The following is a 15,228-nucleotide window of genomic DNA, read 5'->3' on the forward strand; positions in this document are numbered from 1 at the left end:
CCGGCAGTACGGACAGTCAATCCGGGGCGCCGGGACCTGCGAAGGTCCCGGCGCCCATCCCAGTGGAATAAGGTGGTGCCTTCGTGGCCACATTCGTCGTGAGGCGCTTGATCGCCTCGATCTTCATCTTCATCGCCGCCACGTACCTGATGTACGTGCTGACGGCGTTCGCGGGCGACCCCCTCGAAGACCTGCGAACCGGTAACGCCCCCAACAAGCTCGAGCTCATCGAAGCCCGAACGCGGCTGTTGAACCTCGACGTCCCCGTGTTCCTGCGCTATTTCATCTGGCTCGGCGGCATCTTCGGTCTCACCGGCAAGGGCTTCGACCTCGGCGTCACCGTGCAGAACCAGCCCGTCACGGTGCTGCTGGCCCAGGCGGCCGGCTCGACGCTGCAGCTGGTCACCCTCGCGAGCCTCATCGCGATCATCCTCGGCGTCATCGTCGGCATCACGACCGCGCTGCGCCAGTACTCCGGCTACGACTACGGCGTCACGTTCCTGTCGTTCCTCTTCTTCTCGTTGCCCATCTTCTGGGTCGCGGTGCTGCTCAAGCAGTACCTCGCGATCGGCTTCAACGACTTCCTCCGAGATCCGCACATCGAATGGTGGGTCATCGTCGCGCTCGCGATACTGGCGGGCCTGATCTGGGGCTCGATCATCCCGGGAAGCCTCAGACGCAAGGCCATCACGTTCGGCATCGCGACGCTCGCCACCGGCGGCGTGCTCGCCTACATCGAGCTCAGTGACTGGTTCAAGTACCCCCACATCGGTCTGCCGGGTGTCGCGGTCACCGCGATCGGCATCGCCTTCGGTGTCACGGCGATCTCCACGGGCCTGCGCCGCAAGCAGGCACTCCGGGCATCCCTGGTCGTCGCGGGCATCGGCATCGCCATCTACTTCCCGTTCATGGCCTGGCTGTCGTTCTACCTCGACTTCTGGACGTTCATCCTGCTGGCGGTCGCCACCGTCGCGATCAGCTTCGGTATCGGCTGGTTCATGGGCGGGGACGATCGGATGCCCGTGGCCCGCACCGCGGCGATCGTCGGCTTCCTCGTCGGCGGCATCATCGCCCTCGACCGGTTCATGCAGGTCTGGGACGACTACGCGGCATCCGGGCGCATCAAGGGGCGGCCGATCGCGACGATCGGCTCCCAGACGCCGGGCCTCGAGGGCTCGCTGTGGGTGCACGGCATCGACTTCTTCACGCACCTGTTGCTGCCCACCGTCGCCCTCATCCTCATCTCGTTCGCGAGCTACACGCGGTACTCGCGCGCGAGCCTGCTCGAGGTGATGAACCAGGACTACATCCGCACCGCGCGGGCGAAGGGCCTCACCGAGCGCACCGTCGTCGTGCGGCACGCGTTCCGCAACGCCCTCATCCCGATCGCCACGATCGTCGCCTTCGACATCGGCGGCATCATCGGCGGTGCCGTCATCACCGAGCGAGTGTTCGGCTGGACGGGCATGGGCGCGCTATTCCAAAACGGCCTCGACCATGTCGACCCGAACCCCGTGATGGCGTTCTTCCTCGTCACGGGCGGACTGGCCATTCTCTTCAATCTGATCGCCGACCTCGTGTACGCAGGTCTCGACCCGAGGATCCGGGTGTCCTGATGAGCAACATCCCCCCACCCGTCGAAGAGCCGGGCCACCACGAGCCTGGCGTCACCGAGAACGAGAACGCGATCGAGCTCAAGGAGGTCGCGGGCCTCTCGCAGGGCCAGATCGTGCGCCGCCGCTTCTTCCGGCACCGCGGTGCCCTCGTTGCGATGTTCGCGCTGGCCTTCATCATCCTGCTGGCCTTCACCTCCGTCGGCCCGCAGTTCGGCAGCTGGAAGCCGGGCGGATGGTGGCAGTACACCTGGAACGTCGCGGTCGACATCGAGAACGGCGGCCGGCCGACGTTGAGCCTGTTCCCGTTCTCGATCGGCAACCACCCCTTCGGGCAGGACGAGGTGGGGCGCGACATCTTCGCCGTCGTCATGCGCGGCACCCAGCAGTCGCTCATGATCATGGTGATCACGGGTCTGATCGCGACCTTCATCGGCACGGTCGTTGGCGCCATCTCCGGCTACTACCGCGGGTGGACCGACTCGGTGCTCATGCGCTTCACCGACATCATCATCACGATTCCGGTGATCGTCATCGGCGCGGTGCTCGGCCGTCGATTCGGCATCCAGGGCGCACAGGTGCTCGCGATCATCCTCGGGCTCGTGCTCTGGACCGGGCTCGCGCGCCTCGTCCGCGGCGAGTTCCTGTCGTTGCGCGAACGGGAGTTCGTGGATGCCGCGCGCGTGGCCGGGGCGCGGGATCGGCGCATCATCTTCCGCCACATCCTGCCGAACGCCATCGGCGTGATCATCGTCAACTCCACCCTGCTCATGGCCTCGGCGATCCTCATCGAGACCGGTCTGAGCTTCCTCGGCTACGGGGTGCAGGCGCCGGACACCTCACTCGGCAAGATCATCAGCGAGAACCAGGCCGCGTTCGCGACCAGGCCGTGGTTGTTCTGGTGGCCGGGTGTGTTCATCATCGCGATCGCGCTGAGCATCAACTTCATCGGCGACGGTCTGCGCGACGCCTTCGACCCGCGTCAGCGTCGCATGCCCACGGACCGTGCGCTGCGCCGTGCCAAGCTCGGCAAGATCGACCCCAACCTGATGGACGCGAGCCCGGCCAAGAAGCGGGACGACTCGTGATCCGGGTGATCGAGCGCAGCCGCGATCTAGATCGCGAAGCCCACGATCGTCGCGAGCGTGAGCGCGCCCAGCACGATGATCGTCGGCCAGTGGATGTCACGGCGGATCGCCGACGCATCGACCCCGAGCTCGAGCAGCCCGTCGTCGCGCAACTGCTCCCAGTGACTGCGGATCACGAGCGCCGCCGCACCGCTCGGAGTGCTGGGCAGGTCGCCGGGACGCACGCTCGTCATCCCGTCGCGTGCCGCCAGGCGGGTCTCGCTGCTCGCACCCACCTGCGCGCCGTAGCGGTTGGGGGCCGGGCTCGCCCAGGCCGTGACCTTGCGGCCCCCCGGCAGGTGCAGGGTGAGCGCGTACTTGGTGTCCACGCCCTGGATCGCAGGCCACGGCACGTGCTCGGTCACGAACACGTTCACGACCGTGACCTCGTGCTCGGCGACGTCCAGCCGCGGAAACCAGAACAGCGCGAAGGCGAGGGCGATCAGCAGCAGCAGCGCCCAGCCGTAGCGCAGCAGACTCAACCAATCGCCGGCGACCACGAATCCGCCGAGCCCCAGCGCGGCGATGACCGCGGTCACGATGCTCAGCACACGGCCGAAGGTCGGTCGAAAGCTCGTCGGGGCGAATCGCATGAACCAAGCTTCGCAGAGAGGGGGCGTGCATGAGCACGGCCACCGAAACCGAGACCGTGCTCGAAGTCAAGGGCCTCGGCGTCGACTTCTGGGTCGACGGCACGTTCTATCCGGCCGCGGTCGGTCTCGACTACGAGGTCAAGCGCGGCGAGGTGCTCGCGATCGTCGGCGAGTCCGGCTCCGGCAAGAGCTCGAGCTCCATGGCGCTGCTCGGGCTGCTGCCGGCGAATGCCCGGGTGTCGGGATCGATCAAGCTGCTCGGGCGCGAGCTGCAGGGCATCCCCGAGAAGGAGCTGCGGCAGGTTCGCGGCAACCAGATCGCGGTGATCTTCCAGGAGCCGATGACGGCCCTGAACCCGGTGTACACGATCGGGTTCCAGATCATGGAGGCGCTGCGCTCGCACTACGACATGAGCCCGGCGCAGGCGAAGGCGCGGGCGATCGAGCTGCTCAACCAGGTCGAGATGCCGAACCCGGAGATCTCGTTCAACAAGTACCCGCACCAGCTCTCCGGCGGTCAGCGCCAGCGCGCGATGATCGCCCAGTCGATCTCGTGCGACCCGGTGCTGCTCATCGCCGACGAGCCGACGACGGCGCTGGATGTCACGGTGCAGGCCGAGATCCTCGACCTGCTGCGCAACCTGCACAAGCGCCTCGACTCGGCGATCATCCTCATCACGCACGACATGGGGGTGGTGGCCGACCTCGCCGACCACATCATGGTGATGAAGGACGGACTCGCGGTCGAGACCGGCACCGTCATCGACGTGTTCACCAAGCCGAAGGCGGACTACACCAAGTCGCTGCTGGCCGCCGTGCCGCACCTGGGAGCGGCATCCGTGCAGGTGAACGAACAGGCGCCGATCAACGAACGCGAGCGCCGCGCGCCCGTGCTGAAGTTCGAGGATGTCGCGATCGACTACCCCAAGCGCGGTCGCGTGCCCGCGTTCCGGGCCGCCGAGCACATCGACCTCGAGATCTTCCCGGGGGAGATCCTCGGCCTGGTGGGGGAGTCGGGTTCGGGCAAGACGACGCTCGGCCGGGCATCCGTCGGCCTGCTGCCGGTCGCGGAGGGCACGCTCACCGTGGTCGGCCACGACATCTCGGACGCCAGCATGCGCGACCTGCGTCCGCTGCGCCGCAAGACCGGCATCGTCTTCCAAGACCCGGGATCGAGCCTCAACCCGCGCATGCCGATCGGCCAGTCGATCGGCGAGCCCCTGCTGCTGGCGGGCGAGGCGAAGGGCAAGGACCTCGACCGGCGCGTGCAGGAACTGCTGAGCTCGGTCGAACTGCCGACGAGCTATCGCAACCGGTACCCGCACGAGCTCTCGGGCGGTCAGCGCCAGCGTGTCGGCATCGCCCGCGCGCTCGCGCTCACCCCGGAACTGCTTGTCGCCGACGAGCCGACGAGCGCGCTCGACGTCTCGGTGCAGGCCAGATTCCTCGATCTCCTGCAGGAGTTGCAGGAGCGGTTGCAGTTCGCCTGCCTGTTCGTGAGCCACGACCTCGCGGTGGTGGATATCCTCGCGCACAGGATTGCCGTGATGCATCGCGGTAGGATTGTCGAGCAGGGAACCAGAGACGAGATCCTGCGTTCCCCCAAAGACCCCTACACCCAGCGGCTCATCGCTGCCGTGCCCCTGCCAGATCCCATTGCGCAGCGTGAGCGGCGAGAGGCCCGCACAGCAACCAAGGACTAAGACATGGCTCTCGCCACACGCTCCGACCTGCGCAACGTGGCGATCGTCGCCCACGTCGACCACGGCAAGACGACCCTCGTCGATGCCATGCTGCGCCAGACCAACTCGTTCGCCGAGCACGCCCACCTCGAGGAGCGGGCGATGGACTCGAACGACCTGGAGCGCGAGAAGGGCATCACGATCCTCGCCAAGAACACGGCGATCTCGTACAAGGGCAAGCACGCCACCGACGGTCCGGTCACGATCAACGTGATCGACACCCCGGGCCACGCCGACTTCGGCGGCGAGGTCGAGCGCGGCCTGTCCATGGTCGACGGAGTCGTGCTGTTGGTCGACGCGAGTGAGGGCCCGCTGCCGCAGACCCGATTCGTGCTGCGCAAGGCCCTCGAGGCCAAGCTGCCCGTGGTGCTGCTGGTGAACAAGACCGACAGGCCGGATGCCCGCATCGACGAGGTCGTGTCCGAGAGCCAGGACCTGCTGCTGGGCCTGGCCAGCGACATGCACGACGACATGCCCGACCTCGACCTGGACGCCGTGCTCGACGTTCCCGTGGTCTACGCCTCCGGCCGCAACGGTGCCGCGAGCTGGAACAAGCCCGAGAACGGCCAGCTGCCAGACAACGACGACCTCGAGCCGCTGTTCGACGCGATCATCAAGCACATCCCGGCGCCGACCTACGACGACGAGCACCCGCTGCAGGCGTGGGTGACCAACCTCGACTCCAGCCCCTTCCTCGGCCGCCTCGCACTGCTGCGCGTGTTCAACGGCACGATCAAGAAGGGCCAGACGGTGGCCTGGGTCAAGCACGACGGCAGCGTGCACAACGTGCGCGTCACCGAGCTGCTCATGACGAAGGCCCTCGACCGCTTCCCGGCGGAGTCCGCGGGCCCCGGCGACATCGTCGCGGTCGCCGGCTTCGAGGACATCACCATCGGCGAGACCCTCGCCGACCCGGACGACGTGCGTCCGCTGCCCACCATCACGGTGGATGACCCGGCGATCTCGATGACGATCGGCACGAACACGAGCCCGCTCATCGGCAAGGTCAAGGGTCACAAGCTCACCGCGCGCATGGTCAAGGACCGCCTCGACCGCGAGCTCATCGGCAACGTCTCCATCAAGCTCGTCGACATCGGACGCCCGGACGCGTGGGAGGTGCAGGGCCGTGGCGAACTCGCGCTCGCGATCCTCGTGGAGACCATGCGCCGCGAAGGATTCGAGCTCACGGTCGGCAAGCCCCAGGTGGTCACGAAGATCATCGACGGCAAGACGCACGAGCCCTACGAGCATCTGACGATCGACTCGCCCGAGGAGTACCTCGGTGCGATCACGCAGCTCATGGCCGCCCGCAAGGGTCGCATGGAGACGATGACCAACCACGGCACCGGCTGGGTGCGCATGGAGTTCATCGTGCCCTCGCGCGGGCTCATCGGGTTCCGCACGGAGTTCCTCACCATCACCCGCGGCACGGGCATCGCCAACGCGATCGCGCACGGGTACGAGCCGTGGGCGGGCGCGATCGAGACGCGCACGAACGGGTCGATCGTCGCCGATCGCGCCGGCGTTGCGACCCCGTTCGCGATGACGGCCCTGCAGGAGCGCATGTCGTTCTTCGTCGAGCCGACCCAGGAGGTCTACGAGGGCATGGTGGTCGGCGAGAACTCGCGCGCCGACGACATGGACGTGAACATCACCAAGGAGAAGCAGCTGACGAACATGCGTCAGTCCACCTCCGACGTGTTCGAGCGCATGACCCCGTCGCGCAAGCTGACGCTCGAGGAGTGCCTCGAGTTCGCGCGCGAAGACGAGTGCGTCGAGGTGACGCCCGAGGTGATCCGCATCCGCAAGGTCGAGCTCGACGCGAACGCGCGTGCTCGCGAGGCATCGCGTCGCAAGAAGCAGAACGCCTGAGTCGGCGAGTCGCTCGAAACCGCACTGTCGCCCGGTCGTCGCCGGCGCTACGCTGTGCGCGTGCGTGAAACCGAGGGAGTTTCGCGCGCTCGGATCCTCGCACCCACAGGAGCACAGCATGAACATCTCGCGCAAAGGCGTCACCGTCCCACTGGCAATCCTGATCGCCCTGGCGGTCACGCCGGCGCTCAGCGGCTGCTTCGGCAACCCGGTGGAGCAGATCATCGAGGGCGCAACCGGCGGTGACGTGGATCTCGGCGGCAAGAGCGTGCCGGACGGCTTCCCGTCGGAGGTGCCGCTCGCCCAGGGCGAGGTGCTCTTCGGGGCGAGCCTCGGCAACGACGAGGGCCACGTCTGGAACGTGACCATCAAGGTCGCGGATGCCGCGGCGATCGACCAGATCGTCGCCCAGCTCGAGGGCGCTGGCTTCAGCACCGCCGCGGAGGGCTTCGGCGGCAGCACGGCCGACGGCGGCACCGCGATCGTCGAGAACGACCGCTACGGCGTGCTCGTGGTCGTGAGCAAGGACGGCGAGAACGGCTTCGTCGCCAACTACACGGTCACCGAGAAGACGCCCTAGGCGAAGAGCCCGTCGCCGATGAAGCCGCCCGGTCGCACGCCGGGCGGCACGGCGAAGACGCCCGAGCCGACGTGGCGGATGTACTCGTTCAGGGCATCCGTCGCCAGTGAGCGCTGCACCGCCACGAACTGCTCGGGTGAGCGCTGGTAGCTGATGAAGAACAGTCCGGCGGCGAGCTGGCCGAGGGCGTTGGTGCCGTCGACGAAGTTGTAGCCGCGGCGCAGCATCCTCGTTCCTGCCGCTTGCTGATGCGCCAGGCGCACGTGCGCCGTCTCCGGGATGGCGGGCGCACCGTCGGTGCGTCGCACCGCGAAGTCGGGCTCCGTGAACTCGGTGCCGCCCGACAGCGGGGCGCCCTCGCCCTTGTCGCGGCCGATGATCTCGTTCTGCTCGCGCAGCTTCACCCGATCCCAGTTCTCGATGGTCATGAGGATCTTGCGGGTCACCAGATAGCTGCCGCCGCGCATCCAGGACTGGTCGGTGTCGTCGCCGACCCAGACGAACTCGTCGAGATCGGCGGGTTGCTCGGCCTTGAGGTTGGCCGTGCCGTCCTTGTAGCCGAACAGGTTGCGCGGGGTGGCCTGTGCCGTGGAGGTCGACGACGTGCGCCCGAAGCCGAGCTGGCTCCAGCGGATGCGCGCCGTGCCGAACGCGATGCGGCTGAGATTGCGGATGGCGTGCACCGCCACCTGCGGATCGTTCGCGCACGCCTGGATGCACAGATCGCCCCCGCTGATGGGCTCCTCGAGCAGGTCGAAGGGGAACAGGGGGAGCGGGTTCAGGTCCGCCGGGCGGCGCGCGGCGAGCCCGAAGCGATCGTCGAAGACGCCGGGGCCGAAGCCGAACGTGAGCGTGAGTCCGCTGGGGGGCAGGCCGAGCGCCTCCCCGGTGTCCTCGGGCGGCAGCAGGTCCGGCCCGTCGACCGCGCCGGTCTCGCCGACCTCGCGGCCCTCGGTGAGGCGTGCCGCGGCATCCGTCCACGCCTGCAGCAGGGCGATGAGGTCCTCGCGGGTCGCGCGCTCGGTGAGATCGAAGCTCGCGAAGTGCAGGCGGTCCTGGGCGGGCGTGGCGATGCCGGCCTGATGCGCCCCGTGGAAGGGGTAGCGCACGTCCGGTCCGCTCGAGGACGCGTTCATCGCCGCGGCCGTGCCGAGTCCGCCGACGAGCGCTCCCGCACCGACGCCGGCGCCCGCGGCGACGAAGAGGCCGCGGCGGCTCACCTCGCTCGACGGGGCCTGCCCGGGGTCGGAAGCGTCCGCCCCGGACTCATCACTCACGATCGTTCACCCTACTCGGCCTGCTCGACCCCGAGCACGGTGAACGTGAGCTTGGCGAGCGGCTCGCTCAGCGCGTTCAGTTGGGCGCCGAGCTCGTTGCGGGCATCCTGGTCGACGGTGTCGTAGAGCGCGAAGCCGGCCTCGTAGTCGCCGTAGGTGCCGAGCAGCTCCTTCATCGCCTCGAACTGCTCATCGAGCTGGGCGACGAGCGCCTCGCCGTCCGCGCCCTTGCCGAGCGCGATGTCGCGCACGGAGAGGTACGCCACCTCGGCGCCCTCCACGTTGGCGAAGAAGTCGTAGAGATCGGTGTGGGCGAACTCGTTCTCCTCGCCGGGCAGCTTGCCATCCGGGGCGGCGACCTCGTCGAGCAGGCCGATCGCGCCGTTGGTGATGTCGGCGACCGTCAGGGCGAAGTCGGGATCGTGCACCGCGTCGTAGAGCGCCTGCACGTCGGTGACGAGCTGGTCGCCGACCTCCGCGCGGCCGGCCGGGTCGAGGGGAAGAAGAGTCTCGCCGGGGTAGTTGGCGATCGCGGCATCCAGCCACAGGTCCATCTCGATGCGGTGGAAGCCGGTGAACTCGAGCCCCTCGGCCTCGGCGCCGGGCTTGCGGTAGTCGATCTTCGGGTCGAGGTCGCCGAACGAGCCCGCCGTCGGCTCGATGCGCTCGTAGTTGATCCTGGCGATCGGGAACAGCGCCCGGGCGCGGTCGTCGTCGCCGGCCTTGTAGGCGTCGACGAACTCCTGCACGTTTGGCACGAGCTCGGCCGTCTGGTCCTTCACGTACGCGGTGTAGCTTGCGACCGCGGCGGCCATGGCCTCGTCCTCTTCGACGGCGACGGCATCCCCGGTGACGGTGAAGGCGGCCTTGCCGATGCCCTCGCCGATCATGCCCGGCTTGCACACGGTGAAGTAGTCGCCCGGCTGGGCGACGACGGTGAGGTCGCGGGATGCGCCGGGCGCGATGTTCTCGACCTCGGAGACGATGCTGAGCTCGTCGGCACCGAGCAGGTAGAACTCGGTGACGCGGTCGCCGGAGTTGCTCACCGTGAAGGTGACGTTGCCGCTGGCCACGGTGTCGGTTTCGACGATGCACTCGTCGTTGGTGCTCTCCACCGCGATCAGCGTGGTGGCCGCGTCGGTCGGTGCGTTCGGCACGCAGCCGGCGAGCAGCAGGGCGGCCAGGGCGCCGGGGGCGAGCAACACGGACTTACGCATGGATCTCCTTGGTTTCGACAGGGGCGACGGTGGGGCGGCGAGTGAACCGCACGAAGACGACGAGCATGACTGCGACATACAGCGCCCACACGATCACCTCGAGCCAGGTCATCTCGGGGCTGAAGCCGACGGTGCCCTTGAGCACCGCGGCGAGGGGGCCGTCGGCGGGGATGATGTGCCCGATGCGGAACGCGTACTCCCACATCCAGACCAGGCCGGACGGCGTGCCGGCGGGCACGGGCTGGAACGGGCCGGGCAGCACCCGCGCCTCTTGCAGGTCGTGGATCGCGTACGCGAGCACGCCACCGGCGACGACGATCAGGATGCCGCCGGTCCACGTGAAGAATCGACCGAGGTTGACCCGGATCATGCCGCGGTAGATCAACCAGCCGAGCACGATCGCGGTGAGGATGCCGAGCACCGCCCCGACGATCGCGAGCGGGAACTCGCCGCTGGATCGGGCGGCGGCCCAGATGAACAGGGCGGTCTCGACGCCTTCGCGCGCGACCGAGACGAAGGCGAGGGCGATGAGCGCCCAGGTGCCCGTCTCGAGTGCGCGCTCGACGCCGCCCTCGAGCGAGGCGCGCAGGCCGCGGGCGGTGCGCAGCATCCACAGGATCATCCAGGTGATGAAGCCGACCGCGACGATCGACAGCGTGCCGCCGATGATCTCCTGGGCCTCGAAGCTCAGGCCGTAGGCGCCGAAGGTGAGCACCGCCCCGACCACGAGGGAGAGCAGCACGGCCAGGCCCGCTCCCACGGCGATCGGGCGCGCGAGCTGCCGGCGACCCGTCTTGGTGACGTAGGCCACGAGGATGCCGATGACCAGCGAGGCCTCGAGCCCCTCACGCAGGCCGATCAGATAGTTCGCGAGCACGCAGGACCTCGGGTTGGAATGTTGGTAAGGCTTACCTAATAGGCATTCCGACTGTAGTGCGTCGGTGGCCATCGGCGCAACACGGCAGGCGAGCCGACGCCCAGCGTCACCCGGGATAGACTGAAACCCCCTTCCGCGAAAGGCCTGAACGCCCTGTGACGTACGTCATCGCCCAGCCCTGTGTCGATCTGAAAGACCGCGCGTGCATCGACGAGTGTCCCGTCGACTGCATCTACGAGGGCGAACGCATGCTCTATATCCAGCCCGACGAATGCGTCGACTGCGGTGCTTGCGAGCCGGTCTGCCCCGTCGAGGCCATCTACTACGAAGACGATCTGCCGCAGAAGTGGGCCGATTACTACACCGCGAACGTGGAGTTCTTCAGCGAGACGGGAATCGGCTCGCCCGGCGGCGCCTCGAAGGTCGGCGTGATCCACGCGGATCACTCCCTGATCGCCGCACTGCCCGCCGGCGGCGGCGGCGAGTAGTGCCCCGAACTCCGCTCGCGCTGCCCGAGTTCCCCTGGCACTCGCTCGTGCCGTACGGGGATCGCGCGCGACAGCATCCGGACGGCATCATCGACCTGTCGGTGGGCTCGCCGGTCGACCCGACGCCAGAGCCGATCCGCGCGGCGCTCGCGGCGGCGACGGATGCCCACGCCTACCCACAGACGGCAGGCACCCCCGCGCTGCGCGAGGCCATCGTCGCCTGGTTCGCACGCCGCCGGGGCGTGACGGACCTCTCGGTCGCCAACGTCATCCCGACCATCGGCTCCAAGGAGCTCGTCGCGCTGCTTCCGCTGCTGCTCGGTGTGCGCTCCGGCGATGTCGTCGTGCATCCGAGTGTGGCTTACCCGACGTACGCGATCGGTGCGGCGCTGGTGGGGGCCCGGGCCGTGGCATCCGACGATCCCGCCGAGTGGCCCGAGAACACGGCGCTCGTCTGGCTCAACAGCCCCGGCAACCCGGATGGGCGGGTGCTGTCAGTCGAACAGCTGCGGGCCGCGGTCGCGCGGGCCCGGGAGCTCGGCGCCGTCATCGTCAGCGACGAGTGCTACGCCGAGCTGAATTGGGAGGGCGTCGGCACCACGCCGTCGATCCTGCATCCCGACGTGATCGCCGGTGACCGCAGTTCGGTGCTGGCCGTGTATTCGCTGAGCAAGCAGTCGAACCTCGCCGGCTACCGGGCGGGCCTCGTCGCAGGCTGCAGCGGCCTGGTCGGGGAGTTGCTCGAGGTGCGCCGCCATGCCGGTCTGATCCCGCCGGAACCCGTGCAGGAGGCGATGATCGCCGCGCTCGCGGACGACGCGCACGTCGCGGAGCAGCGCGAACGGTATCGGGCGCGCCGCGAGGTACTGGCCGCGGGGCTGCGGGATGCGGGCTTCGCCATCGACGAGAGCGGCGCCGGGCTGTATCTGTGGGCCACTCGGGGCCAGGACGCGTGGGCGACCGTGGCCGAGCTGGCCGAGCTCGGCATCCTGGTGGTACCCGGTTCCTTCTACGGCGAGGAGCCGGCGCGGCACGTGCGGGTCGCACTCACGGCCACCGATGAGGCGATCGCGGATGCGGCGCGCCGCCTGAGCGCGTCCCGATGACTGTCGATTCCTCCAACGCCCTCGCGCGGTCGTTGACGACGACCACAGTGGCTCTCGGGACCTTCTAAGCTATAAGCGTGAACGACGCTGCTCCCGGACCCGAGAAGGCCACCCTGCAGTATCCGGGTGGGTCGGCGGAGTTTCCGATCATCCGCGGCACCGCAGGCCATGACTCGATCGACATCTCGACCTTCACGCGGCAGACCGGCTACACCGCCCTCGATCAGGGGTTCGTGAACACCGCGTCGACGAAGAGCGCGATCACGTTCATCGATGGTGACCAGGGCATCCTGCGCTATCGCGGCTATGCCATCGAGGATGTCGCGAAGAACTCGACGTACCTCGAGGTGGCGTGGCTGCTGATCTACGGCGAGCTGCCCTCGGCGAGCGAACTCGCCGAGTTCGACGAGAAGGTGCGCCGGCACACGCTGCTGCATGAGGACCTCAAGCGGTTCTTCTCCGCCCTGCCGCACACCGCGCACCCCATGTCGGTGCTCTCCTCCGCCGTCTCGGCGCTGTCGACGTACTACGAGGACTCGCTCAACCCGCACGACCCCGAGCAGGTCGAGATCTCGACGATCCGGCTGCTGGCCAAGCTGCCGGTGATCGCTGCCTACGCGCACAAGAAGGCGCTCGGCCAGGCGTTCCTGTACCCGGACAACTCGCTGAGCTTCGTCGAGAACTTCCTGCGCCTGAACTTCGGCAACATGGCCGAGCCCTACGAGGTCAACCCCGTGCTCGTGAAGGCGCTCGACCGGCTGCTGATCCTGCACGAGGACCACGAGCAGAACGCCTCCACCTCCACCGTTCGCCTGGTCGGATCGACCGAGGCGAACATGTTCGCGTCCATCTCCGCAGGCATCAATGCGCTCTACGGCCCGCTGCACGGCGGGGCGAACGAGGCCGTGCTCAAGATGCTCGCCGAGATCCGCGATTCCGGCGAGAGCGTCGGCCGGTTCATCGAGCGGGTGAAGAACAAGGAAGACGGCGTGAAGCTCATGGGCTTCGGGCACCGCGTCTACAAGAGCTTCGACCCGCGCGCCCGCCTGGTGAAGGAGAGCGCGGACGAGGTGCTCGATGACCTCGGCGTGAGCGACCCGCTGCTGGACATCGCCAAGGAGCTCGAGCAGGCCGCGCTCGCCGACGACTACTTCATCGAGCGCAGGCTCTACCCGAACGTGGACTTCTACACCGGCGTGATCTACAAGGCGATGGGCTTCCCCGCACGGATGTTCACGGTGCTGTTCGCCATCGGACGCCTGCCGGGCTGGATCGCCCACTGGCGCGAGATGAACACCGACCCGGCGACCAAGATCGGCCGCCCGCAGCAGCTCTACATCGGCTCGCCGGCGCGCGACTGGCCGACGCGCTAACCGCGCCGCGCGGCCTGGCGCTCGGGCATACTGGGGGCACTCGGGATGGGAGTGCGCTGTGGTGAAAGAGTCCGTGTCGGCGCGCGCTGAGCGCCTTCGCCTCGAGAACGAGCGGTTGCGGTCGGAGCTGGATGCCGCGCGCACCGCACAACGGACCGGCCGACAGTGGCGAGCGGTGCTCTCCGGCCTGCTCGTCGTACTCGGGGTGATCGTGACTCCGGCGGCGCTGCTGGCCTCCTACGCGAGCACCCAGCTCGACGACACCGACACCTTCGTGCGGGCCCTCGCTCCGCTCGCCGCCGACCCCGATGTGCAAGCGCTCATCGTCGAGCAGTCGGTCGCCGCGATCGATGGCGCAGTCGATATCGACGGCCTCACCGCCGACCTCTTCGACGGCATCGCATCGCTCGGCCTTCCGCCACGCGCGGGCGAGGCGCTCGGGCTGCTCTCCGGCCCTGCGGCGGCCGGGCTGCGTTCCCTCGTGCGCGAGGCGGTGACCACCGTCGTGAGCGCCCCGGCATTCGCCAACGTGTGGGAGGGCGCGCTGCGACTGACCCACGAGCAACTCGTCTCCGCACTGCGCGGCGAGCCGGATGCCGTGCTCGCCCTGACCGAGCAGGGCAGCATTGGCGTGCAGGTCGGCCCGATCATCGCCGCGGCGAAGCAGCAGCTCCTGACCCAGGGCATCGCCTTCGCCGAGTTCATCCCGGAGATCGACCGCACGATCGAGGTGGCCCAATCGGACGGGCTCGCCCAGGCCGTCGGCGTGTACCACCTCACCACGACCCTCGGGCTCTGGCTGCCCTGGGTCGCAGCACTGCTGCTGCTCGCGGGCATCCTCATGGCGCGGGCGCGCTTTCGCGCCGTCGTCGCGACCGGAATCGTGCTCGCGGTGTCCCTGGGGCTCGTGGCCATCGCCATCGCGATCGGGCGGGCGCTCTTCCTGGGAGCGGTCGCGCCGTACCTGCCGGCCGGGGCCGCCGGGTCGCTCTTCGACGCACTCACGGCGTCGTTGTCGGCGACGACGCTCGCGCTGCTCGTCCTCGCCTCGCTCGTCGCGATCGGTGCGTACCTCGCTGCGCCCTTCCGATCCAGCGCCGCGCTGCGCGGGCTCACCGCCGACGCGCTGGCACGCCTGCGTTCCCGCGCCGACGCGCGGGGGATCGGCACCGGTCGCTTCGGCGACTGGTTGCACCGCGCGCGGATGGTGCTGCTGGCCGCGCTGCTCGCCGCGGTGGTGCTGGTGCTCGCGCTCGTGCGACCGCTCACCCCGGCGCTGGTGGGGTGGACGGCGCTCGGGGCTCTCGTGCTGCTCGTGGCGTTCGGACTGCTGCAACGGCCCTCGGCGGCGCGTGCCGACTGA

General features: G+C 68.6%; 13 protein-coding genes. 9 read left to right on the forward strand and 4 right to left on the reverse strand.

What is annotated here, in order from left to right:
- Window positions 1-83 precede the first annotated feature (83 nt).
- Entirely contained in the window at window positions 84-1,616 is a 1,533-nt protein-coding gene (locus PYV02_RS10465; RefSeq protein WP_275758885.1) for an ABC transporter permease, read from the forward strand.
- Window positions 1,616-2,701: an ABC transporter permease gene (locus PYV02_RS10470; protein ID WP_275758887.1), complete on the forward strand. Its 1,086-nt coding sequence runs from the start codon at window positions 1,616-1,618 to the stop codon at window positions 2,699-2,701. The genes PYV02_RS10465 and PYV02_RS10470 overlap by 1 nt, the downstream gene beginning before the upstream one ends.
- Window positions 2,702-2,727: 26 nt before the next feature.
- On the opposite strand, the gene PYV02_RS10475 is transcribed toward PYV02_RS10470, so the two are convergent.
- A complete protein-coding gene (locus tag PYV02_RS10475) occupies window positions 2,728-3,333 on the reverse strand; it encodes a PH domain-containing protein (protein ID WP_275758889.1) in 606 nt (201 codons plus the stop codon).
- A 29-nt stretch (window positions 3,334-3,362) separates the two neighbouring features.
- Between PYV02_RS10475 and PYV02_RS10480 the strand changes: the two genes are divergently transcribed.
- From PYV02_RS10480 to PYV02_RS10490, 3 genes are all read left to right on the forward strand, one after another.
- The gene (locus tag PYV02_RS10480) at window positions 3,363-5,036 is read left to right on the forward strand and encodes a dipeptide ABC transporter ATP-binding protein (protein WP_275758891.1); all 1,674 of its coding nucleotides are present in this window, start codon (window positions 3,363-3,365) and stop codon (window positions 5,034-5,036) included.
- A 3-nt stretch (window positions 5,037-5,039) separates the two neighbouring features.
- Window positions 5,040-6,947: a translational GTPase TypA gene (gene typA / locus PYV02_RS10485; protein WP_275758893.1), complete on the forward strand. Its 1,908-nt coding sequence runs from the start codon at window positions 5,040-5,042 to the stop codon at window positions 6,945-6,947.
- Between the two features lie 118 nt (window positions 6,948-7,065).
- Window positions 7,066-7,527: a hypothetical protein gene (locus tag PYV02_RS10490; RefSeq protein WP_275758895.1), complete on the forward strand. Its 462-nt coding sequence runs from the start codon at window positions 7,066-7,068 to the stop codon at window positions 7,525-7,527.
- Here the strand turns inward: PYV02_RS10490 and efeB are convergent.
- From efeB to efeU, 3 genes are read right to left on the reverse strand one after another with little or no spacing between them, the layout of a single operon-like run.
- Window positions 7,524-8,807: an iron uptake transporter deferrochelatase/peroxidase subunit gene (gene efeB / locus PYV02_RS10495; protein WP_420833628.1), complete on the reverse strand. Its 1,284-nt coding sequence runs from the start codon at window positions 8,805-8,807 to the stop codon at window positions 7,524-7,526. The two genes, PYV02_RS10490 and efeB, sit on opposite strands and share 4 nt — an antisense overlap.
- A gap of 8 nt (window positions 8,808-8,815) precedes the next feature.
- Window positions 8,816-10,021 carry an iron uptake system protein EfeO gene (gene efeO, locus PYV02_RS10500; protein WP_275758899.1) on the reverse strand — a complete coding sequence of 402 codons (1,206 nt, stop codon included), beginning with the start codon at window positions 10,019-10,021 and terminating at the stop codon, window positions 8,816-8,818.
- Window positions 10,014-10,898 carry an iron uptake transporter permease EfeU gene (gene efeU / locus PYV02_RS10505; RefSeq protein ID WP_275758901.1) on the reverse strand — a complete coding sequence of 295 codons (885 nt, stop codon included), beginning with the start codon at window positions 10,896-10,898 and terminating at the stop codon, window positions 10,014-10,016. The genes efeO and efeU overlap by 8 nt, the downstream gene beginning before the upstream one ends.
- A gap of 155 nt (window positions 10,899-11,053) precedes the next feature.
- Here efeU and fdxA point away from each other — a divergent pair, with 155 nt between their 5' ends.
- The 4 genes from fdxA (at window position 11,054) to PYV02_RS10525 (ending at window position 15,228) form a co-directional block, all read left to right on the forward strand.
- Window positions 11,054-11,386 carry a ferredoxin gene (fdxA, locus tag PYV02_RS10510; protein WP_275758903.1) on the forward strand — a complete coding sequence of 111 codons (333 nt, stop codon included), beginning with the start codon at window positions 11,054-11,056 and terminating at the stop codon, window positions 11,384-11,386.
- Window positions 11,386-12,492: a succinyldiaminopimelate transaminase gene (dapC, locus tag PYV02_RS10515; RefSeq protein ID WP_275758905.1), complete on the forward strand. Its 1,107-nt coding sequence runs from the start codon at window positions 11,386-11,388 to the stop codon at window positions 12,490-12,492. The genes fdxA and dapC overlap by 1 nt, the downstream gene beginning before the upstream one ends.
- A 77-nt stretch (window positions 12,493-12,569) precedes the next feature.
- Window positions 12,570-13,865 carry a citrate synthase gene (locus PYV02_RS10520; RefSeq protein WP_275758907.1) on the forward strand — a complete coding sequence of 432 codons (1,296 nt, stop codon included), beginning with the start codon at window positions 12,570-12,572 and terminating at the stop codon, window positions 13,863-13,865.
- 58 nt (window positions 13,866-13,923) lie between these two features.
- A complete protein-coding gene (locus PYV02_RS10525) occupies window positions 13,924-15,228 on the forward strand; it encodes a hypothetical protein (RefSeq protein WP_275758909.1) in 1,305 nt (434 codons plus the stop codon).

It is taken from the genome of Antiquaquibacter metalliresistens (assembly GCF_029211225.1).
GTDB classification, from domain to species: domain Bacteria; phylum Actinomycetota; class Actinomycetes; order Actinomycetales; family Microbacteriaceae; genus Rhodoglobus; species Rhodoglobus metalliresistens.

What these genes read in the sequence shown, in the direction of transcription:
- PYV02_RS10475 (WP_275758889.1), bottom strand. Translation starts at nt 3,333, where the DNA reads ATGCGATTCGCCCCGACGAGCTTTCGACCGACCTTCGGCCGTGTGCTG.
- efeO (WP_275758899.1), bottom strand. Translation starts at nt 10,021, where the DNA reads ATGCGTAAGTCCGTGTTGCTCGCCCCCGGCGCCCTGGCCGCCCTGCTG.
- PYV02_RS10480 (WP_275758891.1), top strand. Translation starts at nt 3,363, where the DNA reads ATGAGCACGGCCACCGAAACCGAGACCGTGCTCGAAGTCAAGGGCCTC.
- PYV02_RS10490 (WP_275758895.1), top strand. Translation starts at nt 7,066, where the DNA reads ATGAACATCTCGCGCAAAGGCGTCACCGTCCCACTGGCAATCCTGATC.
- PYV02_RS10470 (WP_275758887.1), top strand. Translation starts at nt 1,616, where the DNA reads ATGAGCAACATCCCCCCACCCGTCGAAGAGCCGGGCCACCACGAGCCT.
- typA (WP_275758893.1), top strand. Translation starts at nt 5,040, where the DNA reads ATGGCTCTCGCCACACGCTCCGACCTGCGCAACGTGGCGATCGTCGCC.